16 protein-coding genes are annotated in these 14400 nt (G+C 52.9%); 8 read left to right on the top strand and 8 right to left on the bottom strand.

Features of this window, described 5'->3' with window-relative positions; all coding sequences use genetic code 11:
* The first annotated feature begins 45 nt into the window (after positions 1-45).
* Positions 46-1089: a class II fructose-bisphosphatase gene (gene glpX, locus KV190_RS06925; protein ID WP_460192548.1), complete on the top strand. Its 1044-nt coding sequence runs from the start codon at positions 46-48 to the stop codon at positions 1087-1089.
* Between the two features lie 66 nt (positions 1090-1155).
* Positions 1156-1662: a CDP-diacylglycerol--glycerol-3-phosphate 3-phosphatidyltransferase gene (gene pgsA / locus KV190_RS06920; RefSeq protein ID WP_460195245.1), complete on the top strand. Its 507-nt coding sequence runs from the start codon at positions 1156-1158 to the stop codon at positions 1660-1662.
* Here the strand turns inward: pgsA and KV190_RS06915 are convergent.
* Positions 1647-3305 (bottom strand): alpha/beta hydrolase, encoded by a 1659-nt coding sequence (locus KV190_RS06915; protein ID WP_460192547.1) that lies wholly within the window; start codon positions 3303-3305, stop codon positions 1647-1649. The two genes, pgsA and KV190_RS06915, sit on opposite strands and share 16 nt — an antisense overlap.
* Before the next feature lie 170 nt (positions 3306-3475).
* Between KV190_RS06915 and rpiA the strand changes: the two genes are divergently transcribed.
* From rpiA to KV190_RS06900, 3 genes are all read left to right on the top strand, one after another.
* Positions 3476-4183: a ribose-5-phosphate isomerase RpiA gene (gene rpiA, locus KV190_RS06910; protein ID WP_460192546.1), complete on the top strand. Its 708-nt coding sequence runs from the start codon at positions 3476-3478 to the stop codon at positions 4181-4183.
* Positions 4184-4323: 140 nt separating this feature from the next.
* Complete coding sequence (locus tag KV190_RS06905) at positions 4324-4758, top strand: hypothetical protein (RefSeq protein ID WP_460192545.1); 435 nt, start codon at positions 4324-4326, stop codon at positions 4756-4758.
* 184 nt (positions 4759-4942) lie between these two features.
* Positions 4943-5260 carry a YacL family protein gene (locus KV190_RS06900; RefSeq protein ID WP_460192544.1) on the top strand — a complete coding sequence of 106 codons (318 nt, stop codon included), beginning with the start codon at positions 4943-4945 and terminating at the stop codon, positions 5258-5260.
* Here the strand turns inward: KV190_RS06900 and KV190_RS06895 are convergent.
* The 3 genes from KV190_RS06895 to KV190_RS06885 are packed head-to-tail and all read right to left on the bottom strand — an operon-like array spanning position 5245 to position 9132.
* Positions 5245-6177, bottom strand: coding sequence for a 5'-nucleotidase (locus KV190_RS06895; protein WP_460192543.1), 933 nt, complete (start codon positions 6175-6177; stop codon positions 5245-5247). The two genes, KV190_RS06900 and KV190_RS06895, sit on opposite strands and share 16 nt — an antisense overlap.
* The gene (locus tag KV190_RS06890; RefSeq protein WP_460192542.1) at positions 6161-8035 is read right to left on the bottom strand and encodes a tetratricopeptide repeat protein; all 1875 of its coding nucleotides are present in this window, start codon (positions 8033-8035) and stop codon (positions 6161-6163) included. Before KV190_RS06890 ends, KV190_RS06895 begins: the two co-directional genes overlap by 17 nt.
* Positions 8036-8037: 2 nt before the next feature.
* Complete coding sequence (locus KV190_RS06885; RefSeq protein ID WP_460192541.1) at positions 8038-9132, bottom strand: glycosyl transferase; 1095 nt, start codon at positions 9130-9132, stop codon at positions 8038-8040.
* A gap of 272 nt (positions 9133-9404) precedes the next feature.
* Here KV190_RS06885 and KV190_RS06880 point away from each other — a divergent pair, with 272 nt between their 5' ends.
* Both KV190_RS06880 and KV190_RS06875 read left to right on the top strand, forming a co-directional pair.
* Entirely contained in the window at positions 9405-9902 is a 498-nt protein-coding gene (locus KV190_RS06880) for an orange carotenoid protein N-terminal domain-containing protein (protein ID WP_460192540.1), read from the top strand.
* 79 nt (positions 9903-9981) lie between these two features.
* A complete protein-coding gene (locus KV190_RS06875) occupies positions 9982-10398 on the top strand; it encodes a nuclear transport factor 2 family protein (protein ID WP_460192539.1) in 417 nt (138 codons plus the stop codon).
* Here the strand turns inward: KV190_RS06875 and KV190_RS06870 are convergent.
* The 3 genes from KV190_RS06870 to KV190_RS06860 form a co-directional block, all read right to left on the bottom strand.
* Positions 10367-10741, bottom strand: coding sequence for a SlyX family protein (locus KV190_RS06870; protein ID WP_149820712.1), 375 nt, complete (start codon positions 10739-10741; stop codon positions 10367-10369). The two genes, KV190_RS06875 and KV190_RS06870, sit on opposite strands and share 32 nt — an antisense overlap.
* Before the next feature lie 82 nt (positions 10742-10823).
* Positions 10824-11342 carry a phosphohistidine phosphatase SixA gene (gene sixA, locus KV190_RS06865; protein ID WP_460192538.1) on the bottom strand — a complete coding sequence of 173 codons (519 nt, stop codon included), beginning with the start codon at positions 11340-11342 and terminating at the stop codon, positions 10824-10826.
* Between the two features lie 34 nt (positions 11343-11376).
* Entirely contained in the window at positions 11377-12636 is a 1260-nt protein-coding gene (locus KV190_RS06860; RefSeq protein ID WP_460192537.1) for a DHH family phosphoesterase, read from the bottom strand.
* A 113-nt stretch (positions 12637-12749) separates the two neighbouring features.
* Here KV190_RS06860 and KV190_RS06855 point away from each other — a divergent pair, with 113 nt between their 5' ends.
* Positions 12750-13658, top strand: coding sequence for a ChaN family lipoprotein (locus KV190_RS06855; protein WP_460192536.1), 909 nt, complete (start codon positions 12750-12752; stop codon positions 13656-13658).
* 1 nt (position 13659) lies between these two features.
* Here KV190_RS06855 and KV190_RS06850 read toward each other — a convergent pair whose 3' ends face one another.
* Positions 13660-14340 (bottom strand): response regulator transcription factor, encoded by a 681-nt coding sequence (locus tag KV190_RS06850; RefSeq protein WP_206199599.1) that lies wholly within the window; start codon positions 14338-14340, stop codon positions 13660-13662.
* Positions 14341-14400 lie beyond the last annotated feature (60 nt).

Genomic DNA, 14400 nt, shown 5'->3' with positions numbered 1-14400 from the left:
ATAGGAAACCTCTGCGGGACCAACTTGTGCAGTTAGGAGGGTTGTGTGGATAACGTCATCGGCTTAGAGATTATTGAAGTTGTCGAGCAGGCGGCGATCGCCTCAGCGCGGTGGATGGGCAAAGGTGACAAAAACATGGCGGATCAGGTGGCCGTGGATGCCATGCGCAACCGCATGAATCAAATCCATATGCGCGGTCGCATTGTGATTGGTGAAGGGGAACGGGATGAAGCCCCAATGCTCTACATTGGCGAAGAAGTGGGCATTTGTACCCGTCCCGATGCTGCCCAATACTGTAACCCCGAAGAACTCATTGAAATTGACATTGCCGTTGACCCCTGTGAAGGGACCAATCTCTGCGCCTACGGCCAACCTGGATCAATGGCAGTGCTGGCCATTTCTGAAAAAGGGGGGTTGTTTGCAGCTCCCGACTTTTATATGAAGAAGTTGGCGGCGCCCCCTGCTGCTAAGGGTAAAGTGGATATTCGCAACTCGGCAACAGAAAACCTAAAAATTCTCTCGGAATGCCTTGACCGCGCCATTGATGAACTGGTGGTGGTGGTGATGAAGCGCGATCGCCACAATGACTTGATTCAAGAAATTCGCGATGCGGGTGCCCGCGTCCAACTGATCTCCGATGGTGATGTCTCCGCTGCTCTCTCCTGTGCTTTCTCTGGTACCAACATTCATGCGCTTATGGGCATTGGCGCTGCGCCTGAAGGGGTGATTTCTGCTGCTGCCATGCGCGCCTTGGGGGGGCACTTCCAAGGGCAACTGGTCTATGATCCCGCTGTGGTCATGACCAAGGAATGGGCCAATCGCACCCGTGAAGGCAACCTCGAAGAACTGAAAAAAGCGGGCATCACCGATCCCGATAAAGTCTATGAAGCTGAGGAATTGGCCTCTGGGGAAACGGTTCTCTTTGCTGCCTGTGGCATCACCCCCGGTATGCTCATGAAAGGGGTGCGTTTCTTCAGGGGGGGTGCCCGTACCCAATCTCTGGTCATTTCCACCCAGTCGAAGACAGCGCGCTTTGTGGATACTATCCACATGTTCGATAAGCAGTTGAAGTCGCTCCAGTTGTACTAAGCACTGACAGCGATCAAAGACAATGAACTCCCTCTCCCTGAGGGGGTTTTCTTTTGCGTGAGTGCCATGCCTGTGAACCTCGCCACTACGATTACCCTTGCTCGCCTGTTGATCGTGCCAGTGATCCTAGGCTTGCTCTCCTTCAATGATGGAGCGGTCTATCGCTGGTGGGGAGTGGGTTTATTTTTGGTGGCAGCCCTCACGGATTGGCTGGATGGCTACATTGCCCGCCGTTTCAATCAAGTGACGGATTTGGGCAAAGTGCTTGATCCTCTCGTGGATAAGTTGCTAATTCTTGCACCCCTGCTCCTGTGCATTGAATGGGGAGAGGTGCCTGCATGGTCAGTGGCGTTGATCCTCTTTCGGGAACTGGGAATTGCCAGTTGGCGGGTTCAGCAATCGCAAATTCAGGGGGCAAACCTTTGGGGCAAAGCCAAAACCGTTAGCCAGATGATGGCCGTGGCGTTGCTTCTAGCCCCCTTACCTCCTAGTTGGCAGGGGGGAATACTGATTGTTTATGGGGGGGCGATCGCTCTCACACTGATTTCTGGGGCACTTTATCTTCGTGGTTGAGTGCCAATGCGCCCTGCTAGCACCTCCTGCAACTGCTGCGGATTAATGCGATCGACCCAATAGGCTTGAAAGGTTGGCTGTGCCACTTGGCTAACAAACGTTTGACTCAAGAAGGGACGCAACTGCGCATTTTGTTGATTAAAGACACCAAAGAAGGCTGCACCCACCCCCTTGAAAAAGGGCTGCGCCAATTGAGGATTCGGACCAATGAGATCATCGGGTACCGGCAACACCCCCGCTTCGTTGACGCCTACTGCCGAGAAATGGGTACCGGGCACGAGCATGGCAAGATACTTGGGCTGCGCCTGCAACCATGTAAAGGGCCAGATCTGCTCCTCTAGCGGTGGCGCAAAGACATCCTTGCTACTGGAAACAATGAGTGTAGGTACCTTGATATTGGCCATGCCCCGTTCACCAATGAGGATACTACTCACTGGATTGACAGCAATCACAGCTTTGACCCGTGGATCCGCCAGTGTAGAGGGCACATCGGCAAGACCGAGACTACGACATTGCAGAGGCACTGAGATATTAAAGATAAAGAGATCACTCGCGGCTGCCAGACAGCGTTGTTTCACAGCATTCCAGTCAACGGTACCCCCTGCTGCTGCCAGTACGGTAAAGCCCCCCATGGAGTGACCAAAGAGGCCAACATTGTTGGTGTCAATCTTCAGGGCAGGGTTTTTCTGAACCAAAGCGGCCACGGCATCCACCCCAAACTTCAAATCCAAGGGCCGCTGCGCCCAGTCCTTCGGCAAATTCTCGTAGTCGAGGGGTGCCCCTGAGAGAAAACTACTGACCCGACTGGCATCGGAACCGGGGTGAGTGACTGCTAAAACCGCTAGACCATAACTGGCTAGGTGCTCCGCCAAGTAGGCAAATGTCGTGCGGTCTGAGGCTAAACCGTGGGAAATGACAATTAGAGGTGCCGGCGCCGTGATTCCTGTGGGGACATAGAGATCTGCGGGAATGGGGCCTGTGGTGCGATTGGGATTGGTAAATTCAATTTTTTGCTTTTGCCACTGGAAGGATCCTTTTTGGGCAGGATTGAGGCTACTGGCGGGCAGGGGCGTTCTTGGTTGGAGTTGCGCCAAGCGTTCGATAAAGTTTTGTGCTCGTTGTTCTTGATTTACGGCACGGGTAAAGGCTCCCACTGCCTTCAGACCCAACTCACCATTGACTTTAACACTCTTGCCGGGAAAGGCCTGTAGTACTGAGAGCAGGGTAATACCTGAGGGGGAACTGGCAGCGGTTTTCAGGGCTTCCCCAAGGGCTTGGCCACCATTGACATCATTGTCTGCACGAATGACTTGGCCGATACGCTCTAAAAAGCTTTGACCAATAGGACTTTTGACAAACTGGCTGACGGTGGTGGGTTCTAAGTCCATGCGGGTGGTTAGGCCTTCCCGCAGGTTGGGCTCTTGGTCACTAGGGAGCAATTGAATCAAAAACCTGAGTTCCGGACTGGTATTCCCCGTTTTGGCAAATGTGGCAAGGTCATTGACTTGAATGTTGAATGTGCCGAAGGGCGGATAAACAAGGCTAATTTGCTCGGCAGCAAGTCCCGTCTGTCCCCAAAATGTTGCAGCCACGCCGACGAGGGAGAACCACTGCCATTTTTTCCTTGTGCGCGCGATCGCCATCCCTGAGACACCCTCACTTAAATCATTAGCATTATCGTTGTTTGCAACGTCACCTGCAACTCATTTCCAAGGACTGGCAGCCTGAGGGCTAGGTTCCGACTCTCTGAAAAGGGCTGTAAAGGGCTGCCGCTGTGGTATTGTGCTTTTGGAAAAAATGAGGGAATCCGCCCATGAGTGATGATGCAGTCAAGCAAATGAAGCAGGCCGTTGCCAAAGCTGCTGCCGATCGCGTGCAGTCTGGAATGATTGTCGGCTTGGGCACTGGGTCAACGACGGCTTTTGTCATCCAATTTTTGGGCGATCGCCTGCGCAACGGAGAACTGAGCAACATCGCTGGTGTGCCCACCTCGTTTCAAGCCTCTGTCCTCGCCAAAAAGTACGGCATTCCCCTAGTCACCCTCGATGATGTGGAGAAATTAGACATCGCCATTGACGGTGCCGATGAAGTGGATCCCGCCAAAAACCTGATCAAGGGGGGTGGGGCGGCTCATACCCGTGAAAAAATTGTTGACTCCCTTGCGGATCAGTTCTTGGTGGTGGTGGACAGCAGCAAACTGGTGCAGAAATTGGGTTCCACCTTCCCTGTGCCCGTGGAAGTGTTACCCTTTGCCGTGGCTCCCGTCACTCGTGCCCTGAAAGCTCTTGGGGGGCAGCCCGAATTGCGCATGGGGGTGAAAAAAGATGGCCCCGTGGTCACGGATCAAGGCAACCTTGTCCTTGATGTCAAATTTGATGACATTTCTAACCCCGCCGACCTAGAGAAAACAATTAACAACATCCCCGGCGTCGTCGAGAATGGCCTTTTTGTCAACGTGGCCGATGTGATCCTGATTGGTGAGATTGTGGATGGCCAGCCCCGTGTGCGTGAAATGGGCTAGGAGTTTTTGCCTTCATTCCCCACGAGGCAGCAAGAGCCACGTTCCTGTGATCAATCTCTCAACCCATCGGTGATTGAGGCCTTAGGCGGCGACAGGGTTGCCATTAATAATCGGAGTATTCACTCCTACAGGAGCCTCGAATGTCTCTCCAATCTTTTACCCGTCGGTTGGTCACACTAAGCAGTATTGTGGTTTCAGGTGTTGTGGTTGCTACTACAGCAGCGCAAGCGAATCCACCAATTATCGTTAACTGCAATGGTGGTGGTCAAATTTGCGATCAAACTGCTCGTTATAACTTCAACTCTGAAAGCCCGAACTTTGATTACGCCCTCCAAGTTACTGCGCCTGCTACCCACTGCTCGGAAGTGAAATATTTCACCACCAATCGTCAGGGACAGCGGGTCGAAACAGAGTTCCTTGGCCCCAACCGTTCAGCCTTTTTGCCTATTGGTGGCAACTGGCAACAGGGGAATCACACGATTCAAATTGGGGCGATCGGGCGTCAGGGGGGGTGTAATGTGGGTACGCTAGGTTCTTGGGGGGTTCAAGTCAGTCCTGTCGTTGTTCCCCGCTAATGAGGAATGAACTCCTAGAAGCTTGACTCAATTCTCATCTATTCAAGGGTCGGTGGCAGCAACACTGACCTTTTTTTGTGCGTATTTTGGGCTGACTTTGCTGATTTATTTTGTGATATTTTGAACCTCCGGGGGCGATCGCTCGTCAGATTATTGAGAAAGATTATATTTGAGGATTTGTGCCATGCGATTGCGTTGGTTGGTATTGGCATTAATGGTGGCAGCAATGTTGATCACAGGAGCGATCGCCAGCCGTGCTGGTAAGGAGGTGCCCGCCACGCTTACGGGTCGAATTACGGCGGTTGTTGATGATGATGAAGTCTTAATTGAGGCCAATAACCAACGCTACAAGCTCGATCTACCCGATGCCTGCAAACCTGCCCTGCGCAATGGCGTTCTTAGGGTGGGCAGCGTTGTTACTGCCAGTGGCAAACTTGAGCTTGATGATCGCGAGCTAGATGTTTCCGTTGTGCAGATGAATGGGCGTCAGGTCTGCCCATAGTTGCGCACACCAAAGGGGACATGCACTGAGGGAATCGAACCCGCTGCTGATTCTAGATGGGTCAGTTGATCATCAAAGAAGATATGCGGCTTGAGTTGCTTGAGAACCCGTACTTTCTCCATGCCGCCAAGGAAAAAGGTTTCATCAGGCATGACGCCCCAACTATTGAGGGTGGTCACCACCCGTTCACTAGCAAGGATATTGCGTGCCGTTACAATCGCAATCCGTAACAGCCGCTGATAGCGGGCATCCTGCTGCTCTTTTGCCATTTCCAACTGTTGAAAGGCTGCCAGTTTCTTAAAAAGATCACTCAATGGCCCTGGATTGTGGGGAATGTTGGCCTTTTGCAGTTCATGGGCTTGAAATTGCTCGAGATCCCCTTGGCGAAAGACGGCTTCCGCTTCATCATCCGCTAGCACACCATCAAAGTCAAAGGCAATCCGCAACTCAGCATCGTCTTCGTGATCGGTGATGGGCGATCGAATCACCATGCCCGCTGGATACCCAGCCTCGATCGCCTGCTGCACATCCGTTGCATTTGCCGAAAGAAACAGAGACACATTAAAGGCAGGAATGTAGGGATGGGGGGATTTGCCGCCCAAAAATGCAGCGCGGGTAATGTTCAGACCGTAGTGCTGAATTGAATAGAAAACCCGCTGACCTGTATCGGGATCGTTTCTCGAAAGGAGCACGACCTCCACGGGTTCTTGTTCTGGATAGGCACGGTTGAGATTCAAGAAGCGGCGAATAAAGGGAAACGCCACCCCCTTCGGCAAGACATCGTATTTTCTTTCCCGCTGAAATTGGCGGTACTTTTCGGTACCCTCATTGCGAAAGACATCATCCGCTTCCCCCAAATCAAAGAGGGCACTGGAGGCCACCGCAATCACTAATTTCTGCTCAATTGGGTATCCCATTGCTGAGTGTCCGATAGTGTGATTGAAGCGCAGTCCGCAATTGGGCGATCGCCCCTTGCCAATCACCCCGCTGGGGCTGGCGAATTAACTGCGCCGAAGGATACCAAGGCGATCGCGATCGCTGCCAGAGCCACCGCCAATCTGCCACAAAGGGCAACAGGATCCACAGGGGCTTCCCTAGGGCACCTGCCAAGTGTGCCACAGCCGTATCAACTGTTACCACGGCATCCAACTGCTGGATCAAAAACGCCGTATCCAGAAAATCCCCCATATAGGGCTGGCAGTCAATCACCCCCACCTGCCGTAGTTGTTCCGCCTCCCTTGGCGATCGCTCCTTTTGCAGGCTATACCATTGCACGTCAAATTCCCGCAGCAAAGGTAGGAAATACTCAAGGGGACAGGATCGCTGAGCCGTCGTGCGTGTTTGACTATGGCTAGCCCAAACCAGACCCATCCGAGGTTTAGAGACATTAAAGATGCTGTGGGGTGGGTGGGCGGGCAAAGGGAAATAGGGTTTGAACTTGGGAAAGTGGTCTTTATCAATGCCCAAGTAGCGCGGCAGACTCAGCAAGGGGGTATGGTAATCAAAGGGCGGAGGCGTTTCCTCGGTGCTCATCACTTCAATCCCCGGCAGCGTTTGACAAAGACGCACCAAGGGTGGGTAAGCGGCAAAAATCACCCTTTGGGCACGCCGCGCCATTGAGGGCAGTAAGCGCACAAACTGAATGCAATCCCCTAGCCCCTGCTCACTATAGACAAAGAGGGTTTTCCCCTCTAGGGATTGACCTTGCCAACGGGGTTGCGGATAGGTGCGTAATCCTCCAGTGGGTTGCTGCCAGCGCCATTCATACTCTTCCCATCCCTCTGGGAAATGTCCTAGCAGCAGCAGCACAAGGGCAAAGTTGAGGCGCACATCCACTGCATCGGGGTCTAAGGCAACCGCTTGGCGAAAGTGGTGGAGGGCAGCTTGGGGATCCCCTGTTTCCAGAAGTGCTGTGGCCAACCCGGCATGGGCCGCACTATTGAGGGGGTCAAGACTCAGACAGCGTTGGTAGTAACTGATCGCTCCGCTAAAGTCCGCTTCGCTGAGGCAAATTTGCCCTAGTTGCAGGAGTGCCTGTTGATGTTTATTTTCCCGCAGCAAGACCTCTTGATAGCGATCGCGCGCCGCCGCGAGGTTACCCTGTAGATGCAAAGCGTACCCCAGATTGTAGTGGGCTGCCAACAGTTCTGGATTAGCACTCAAGGCGGCCTGAAACTGGCGAGTCGCTGCCTCATAATTTTTCAGTTCAAGATAGACACTGCCCAGATTGTTGTGGACATCGGCTTGACCCGGTTCAAGGTACAGTGACTGTTCATAGCAAGCACTCGCTTCTGTGAGTTTGCCTTGGGCGTGTAGGCAGAGTCCTAAGTTATACAGCGTTGTGGGCAAGTCGGGATTCAAGGATAGGGCTTTTTGGTAGCAGGCGATCGCGCGTTCAGTGTCTCCTAAGTCCAGATAGGCATTCCCTAGGTTGCTATGGGCTTCCACCCACTCTGGCTTGACTTCAAGGGCGCGTTGGTAGTGGAGTAGCGCAGCCGCCGGTTGCTGCAGCAAATCATGGAGAACAACCGCCAAGCGATAATGGGAAGGGGCATGCCACGGATCAAGGGCGATCGCCTGCTCATAGGCTGTCTGTGCCTCAAGGGGCTGTGCCAGTTGTTCAGCAATTAACCCCAATAGGTAATAGGCTTCTGGCTGCGGGGTCTCTTCAATAACTTGGCGGGCGCACTGTTGTGCTCCGCTCCAGTGCTGTTGTTGATACAGTTGCCAAGCCTTTTTTAGCAGCGAGGCGGTTCGCCATCCAAAGATACCCACGGCTATTGTGATGAGCAGTTATTCAAATAATAGGCAACAGCGGTGGCGATCGTAGAATTCCCATTGAGATCCAAGGGGGTGGGGTCTTGGGGCGGCTGGGGTTCTGCGTGCAAAAAGTGCCAGTGGCCGCCAAAAAACTCTTCATGGCTGAGGATTTGATGGCAGTGGTGCGCCTGTAATCCCGCCACCAAAACGGGGCCTTCAGCAAAATCATCACGACGAATTGTTGCCACCGGTACCCCCAAGCGACAGGCCTCTGCATAGGTGCCATAGCCGGGCTTAGACACGACTCGACCACAGAGGGGCATCACATCTACTGGGCGCAGTTGACGGCCACAGAGCTTCAGTAAGTTTGGCATATCCTCGGGTGCAGCCCCATCAAAGGTGAGAAACTGCCAATCGGGAAAGTCCTTGATGGCTTCATAGGGAATGGCTTGCAAACTCAACCCACCAAAGGTCAGCAAAACCGTGCGATCGCGAGGGTTAGCAAGGCCAAGGCGCTGCCGCAACTCCTCTGGTTCAAAACGCGGTTCGGCTCCCGTCAGTCCCACGGGTTCTTTGTGGGGAAAGGCATTGAGGGGTTCAGCAAAGGGCAGTTGAAACAAGCGATCGCACCCACTATAAAGATCACTCACCCAATCCGCAATCTCGCTAAAGTCATCGCCAAAGGAGCGATAGATAAAATCCCAGCCAAAATTACTGACCATCCAACAGGGCACCCCCGCTGCATGGGCGATCGCCACTGCTAAAGGGGGAATATCCGCTAGAACGAGCAGTGCCCGATTTTGCTGAATAAACTCTGCCTCGGCGCGGATCAACTCAGGGGCTGCCGCCTGAAGTTCCAAGAGCTTGGCACGGGTTGCTGCCAAATCCATGTGCAGACTATCGGCTTGCACGACCCCCAGATCAAGGGCACGGGGACGATGAATAAACTCCCCCTCCAGATTCGCCTGCAACAACCAGTAGGGAGCTGCCGTCACGATCAGTGGCAAGAGATCAGGCACTTGGCGGCGAATGGCATTCACGAGCGCCGTTGTCCGCGCCACATGACCAAAGCCATGATTGGTGATTGCCACGTAGAGAGTCGGTCGAGCCACAGGCTTGTTCTCGCCAAAACAGAAGCCATCTTAACATTTGCAAAAACTCTCTATTGGTGTCCCAAACATCTTTTTCCTTGCCTAAATAGGAACACTACGGGGCTGCGTCTATAATAGATTTATTCCAGTCTATTCAAATGAATCATAAGATAGATTTATTGATAGTATTTATGAATTTATGTTGATTTCCATGAAGATATGTAACATACTGTTGACTAGGAGGCAGAGATAAGCATAGCAACACGCTAGACGTTCAACATCTCTGAAGCTGTATGACCTATACCACCGATACTCGTTTCACTCCCTCAACACTGGCCACAGCCGTTCAAGAGGTCACCACTCTTTTCAACTGCCTGAGTGTGGATGACAAACTAGGACTTCTGTGGTTCATCTACACCGAAACGGGTCGTTCGATTACAGCCGCCGCCCCCGGTACGGCTCGCCTACAACTAGCGGAAGGGCTGCTCAATCAGGTCAAAGCACTCAGTTTTGATGATCAACTTCAATTCATGCGCGACTTGGTGGCCAACGTGGACACCCCTCTCACCCGTGCCTACGGTGTCTTTAGCCCCAACACCAAGCTCGCCTTCTGGTATCAACTGGCAGAACTAATGAAACAGGGGTTTGTGGTACCGGTGCCCCCCGGTTATACCCTTAGCCGCGATGCTGATCGCGTGTTTGCAGCCATCAAAGCCCTTGACTTTGGTCAACAAATTACCGTCCTGCGGAATGCAGTGGTCGCCATGGGTGTGGATCCACTTGCCCTGTAATTAAGATGCCATGGGTTACGCAAGGGGGCAGCTCGCTCCCTTTTTTTGTCTGGATTGAAACTACTGAGGAACCGAAAACATGACCCATCTTGTTCAAGGGAGTCCCATTCTCGGCATTGATGAACCAACGCTGATCGCCTATTTTGCTGCCCTCAATGATGAACGCTACGAAGATGTGGCTGCCCTGTTTGCTGAGGCGGGAGTTCTCTATCCGCCCTTTGAGGATCCGGTGATTGGCCAAGAGGCGATCGCCCATTATCTCCACCTTGAAGCCGTGGGTATGCGAGCAGAACCCCTGCAAGGAGAACGACTGAGCACAGAGGGCACAGAACGTCGCTACCGCCTTGTGGGTAAAGCTAAACTGCCCCTCTTTAGCGTCAATGTCGCTTGGCAATTTGGCCTCAATGCTGAGGATCAAATCACGTTTGTGAAAGTGGATTTGCTGGCAACCTTGGAAGAACTCCTCAGCTATCAGCCTCTACGTCAGCAGCGCTAGGGCGACCGGGAAACACCTCGGACTCTAAGGCCTCCACGCGATCGCGCAAATTGTGGAGAATGCCCGAATGACTCAGGCGTACCGCTGCCAACTGTTCCCGTAGGCGATCGTAGTTTTCGGGCAGTTGTTGACGCAGATGAATTACTTCACGGCTGAGGGCATTGACCCGTCGCTCTAGATCTGCCACCCGTTCAGGCAAATGCTCCGCTTGAATATAAAACTTGCAAACAATGTCAACAATTGCCGCTTCAAGGCTAGTAAATTGATGTTCCCGCTGATAGGCATACAGCCAACTGAGAACATCGGGCGGTAAATGCTCCGTAATTTCCGACTCAGAGTTCACGATTCTATCCTGTGGCAGGCTGTATTTCTATTTTGTCGCTTTAGGGAGAGCAGTGGCGAAGCATCGGAATAGACGCTTGTAGTCAGGCAAGGCCACTGCCATTGAGCAAAAACTTGGGAGGCGTCAGCCAAAAGAGTTGACTATTACCAAGGGGATCGATTTCTGGAATCTTCAGGCCAATAATGCCCGCCTTCTTGAGTTGGATGTGTCCCAAGGCTTTGCCACAGGTGAGCAGTTCAGTCCAGTGACTGAGATTGGGTTCATGACCGACAGCCATAAGGGCACCCTCATGGTCTTGACGCCACTGGCTGAGCCAATGGAGCCATTCTTGCAAGCTGCCACTCGGCGCCAGCAGGTCAGAAATCATCAGATCGGGGGCAACCCCCACTTCAAGGAGAATTTCTGCCGTTTGTCGTGCCCGCACGAGGGGTGAGGAGAGAATCAGTTCTGCCTCAATGCCTAAATCGAGTAACCGCCGCGCAATCTGCTGGGTTTTCTTTTCGCCTTTGGCCGTCAGGGGGCGATCGCTATCACTGCCTTCAAACACTTCCCGTTCGACCGCGATTCCGTGGCGGAAAAAAAAGACTGTTAGCTCCGTCATAAAGACCTAAAACTGGATTACTGCGAACAGTGCCTTACTCCGTACCGTGGAGGACATTGTTCTTCGGATTAACGAGGTGGAGGAGCTTCTGCTTAATCTGCGTATCGTAAACGCTCCACTTGAGTTTAGCGTATTCTGGATTCTCATTGAGACCCGACAAGAAGCCCACGGGAATTTCAAAACCGCCGGCTTGGGAGCGACCACCACCAAAGAAGCGTCCTTGGCGATCCTTACCAAAGGCCTCTTTGATAAATTCGTCGGGGTCAAGGGTAATTTTTGTCGTGCGCAGCGAACCGATAATCAGTTCTACCTCTTCATCTTCGTCGTGGACAAGGCCATAGACAACGGCAGTGTGGACATTCTCTTCGGTAACAAGGAAATCTGCCGCTTGGGGAATGGCATCGCGGTCTTCGTAGCGGATATAGCCCACGCCAGAAATTGAAAAATTGTTGTGAATGGAGCGGTTTTTCAGCGATCGCTCGATCACATCCATCACCTGCTTCGAGCGGTGGGACTGCAAAATGGTGTTCAGCAGTTGATAATCAATAAAACGACTCAGGAAGGCGGCTGCGAGAAAGTCCTCTTCTTTAGCTTGTTTGAGGCAATCAGTGTCGGAGCGCAGGCCATGCATCAGAGCCGTAGCACATTTGACGTGAATTGGGTTGCTACTGTCAAGGGTGAGTAGCCCCGCTTGCAGGTATTGGGTAAAGATGGTAGCCGTGGCGCGGGTCGTGGGTCGAATGTCTGTAAACTCGGCTTGAATGGCTTCTTGGAGACTGTGGTGATCAATGATGGCGATCGCGGGCAGGCCAGCCTCCTGCACCATGGGCAGCAATTGACTGGTGGTGCCTTGGTTGTCAATCAGGACGTAGCCTTGGTAACAGGTACAATCCCGCTGATCTTTATTTTTCGTACCTTGCACCGCCCAGCGCACAAGGGGCATCCCCGTCAGCCGCACTAGGGTAATGTTTTCCTGATGGCTCAGGGCACCGGCGTAGGCAATATCGCACTGAATCTCAAACTGTTCAGCAATGAGCTTATAGGTCCATGCCGAAGAGAGGGCATCGGGGTCAGGAAAATCTTGGAGAATAATCAACTGCCGCGTACCGCGATGGCGTTCCAACATTTGCCGCAGGGCTTCGGCACGGGGGTCACTCAAGCGAACTTCCGCCTTCGCCAATTCTGTAGAGGTCGTCTCCGATTTCACCAGTGCGTTACCATTCAGTTCAGGATGAGTGGAACCGACGTCACTGGCGGGGGGGTCACTGAGTTCAAGTGGATAGGGAGATTGCATAGTTGTTTCAGCGTTGGATAACAGGGTTGAACCCAATGGGGAACGCGCAGAAGATAATTGTCGTCACCATACCGTCAACGACTCTATCTCGATCTTGGCAGATATTTTATCGTTTGGCATCCCCCCTTGGACAGCGGTTGCGCCAGTGGCGATCGTCCCATACTTGGCAGTCCTTAGCCCTCACTCTAGCGATCGCGCTGTTTTTTGCGGGAACCCACAGTGTGAAAGCGCAGCAGGTCTGGCGGGGCAGTGAATCAGTCCCCCTGCAAAGAGCCTATGCCGACTGGCAGCAAAAGCACATCCTCTATTTGGGTGAGACCCACGATAGCGTGGCCGATCATCAGGCACAACTGCGAATTTTGCAGGAGTTGCAGCGGCGGGGTCGCCCCCTAGCGATCGCCCTTGAAATGATTCAGCGTCCCTTTCAGGCCGCCCTCGATGCCTACATTGCCGGTGAAATTACCGAGATGGAACTGCTGGAGCAAACCCAATATGCCCAGCGCTGGGGCTTCCCTTGGTCGCTGTATGCACCGATTTTTCGCTTTGCCAAGGAGCAGCAAATTCCCCTGATTGCCCTGAATACACCCACCGAAGTCACCCGCCAAGTGGCACGCCAAGGCCTAGAGAGCTTAGGGGAAGACGATTTTCGCTATATTCCGCCCCTAGCAGATATTGACTTGAGCAACACCGCCTATCGCGATCGCCTGAAGGAGATTTTTATTGCTGCCCATCAGGGGGTGAGCCACAGTATGAATTTTGACTTCTTTTACCAAGCCCAAGTGCTTTGGGATGAAACGATGGCCAAGGTCATTGCCAAGCATCATCAGCGGCATCCCGATCGCCTGATTGTGGTCTTGACAGGGCGGGGTCATGTTTATTTTGGCGATGGCATTCCCCAGCGGGTACAGCGACGGCTCTCCCCCAACCTCCGCCAAGCAATTATCCTGCTCAATCCCACAGCAACGGAAAAAGCGAAACCCCGCATTGCCGACTGGTTCTGGCAAAATGATCCCCCTCTCTAACCTAATCAGCCAAGCCATGTTCAAGGGCAAAGCGCACCAGTTCTGTGCGACTACTGGTACCTGTTTTCACAAAGAGGCGACTGACGTACTTTTCAATATTGCGAACACTGGTATTCAGTTGGCTGGCAATTTCCTTATTCATCAGACCCTTGACCACCAGTTGCAGCACACTGGCTTCGCGGGGGGTGAGGTCCAGTTGAATCGGGGGAGCCGTGGGATTGCGTTTGCCCTGTTGAACGAGCATTGCCCGCAGTTCGGCAATTTGTTGGGCTAGATTGGCCAGATTAGGTTCTGCCTCATCGCGAGCAGCCGCTTGGCGCCGTAGCAGATTTTTAATAATGGCCACCAGTTCATCGGGGTCAAAGGGTTTGGCTAGGTAGGCATCACAGCCAGCATCATAGCCTTGAATGCGATCGCGCTTCATGCCCCGCGCTGTGAGAAAGATAACGGGAATATGGTTGAGATGCGGCTGTTGGCGCACCGTTTCCAAAAAGGCGTAGCCATCCATCTGCGGCATCATAATATCCGTAATAATCAGGTCGGGCACATTGGTTTCTAGGTACTCTAGAGCCGCTTGACCATTGGCGACTGCTGTTACTTCAAAGCCACTGTCCTCTAAATAGGCCGTTACCGCCTCGCGCACCCCCGGTTCATCATCCACCAGCAATAATTTTGCTGTCATTGCATCTCTCCTACTCCTGTAGAACCCAATCTACTCATGGTTTACTATTATTGGCAGTAT

The organism is Thermosynechococcus sp. FA-CM-4201, from assembly GCF_054689355.1.
Note: the sequence above shows the minus strand (reverse complement) of the source record. Positions and strands in the feature narration are given on the sequence as shown.

Excerpts from the sequence above, each read along its gene's own strand:
- KV190_RS06915 (WP_460192547.1), bottom strand. The coding sequence starts at position 3,305 with ATGGCGATCGCGCGCACAAGGAAAAAATGGCAGTGGTTCTCCCTCGTC.
- pgsA (WP_460195245.1), top strand. The coding sequence starts at position 1,156 with ATGCCTGTGAACCTCGCCACTACGATTACCCTTGCTCGCCTGTTGATC.
- sixA (WP_460192538.1), bottom strand. The coding sequence starts at position 11,342 with ATGACGGAGCTAACAGTCTTTTTTTTCCGCCACGGAATCGCGGTCGAA.
- KV190_RS06860 (WP_460192537.1), bottom strand. The coding sequence starts at position 12,636 with ATGCAATCTCCCTATCCACTTGAACTCAGTGACCCCCCCGCCAGTGAC.
- rpiA (WP_460192546.1), top strand. The coding sequence starts at position 3,476 with ATGAGTGATGATGCAGTCAAGCAAATGAAGCAGGCCGTTGCCAAAGCT.
- KV190_RS06905 (WP_460192545.1), top strand. The coding sequence starts at position 4,324 with ATGTCTCTCCAATCTTTTACCCGTCGGTTGGTCACACTAAGCAGTATT.
- KV190_RS06880 (WP_460192540.1), top strand. The coding sequence starts at position 9,405 with ATGACCTATACCACCGATACTCGTTTCACTCCCTCAACACTGGCCACA.
- KV190_RS06895 (WP_460192543.1), bottom strand. The coding sequence starts at position 6,177 with ATGGGATACCCAATTGAGCAGAAATTAGTGATTGCGGTGGCCTCCAGT.
- KV190_RS06875 (WP_460192539.1), top strand. The coding sequence starts at position 9,982 with ATGACCCATCTTGTTCAAGGGAGTCCCATTCTCGGCATTGATGAACCA.
- KV190_RS06900 (WP_460192544.1), top strand. The coding sequence starts at position 4,943 with ATGCGATTGCGTTGGTTGGTATTGGCATTAATGGTGGCAGCAATGTTG.
- KV190_RS06850 (WP_206199599.1), bottom strand. The coding sequence starts at position 14,340 with ATGACAGCAAAATTATTGCTGGTGGATGATGAACCGGGGGTGCGCGAG.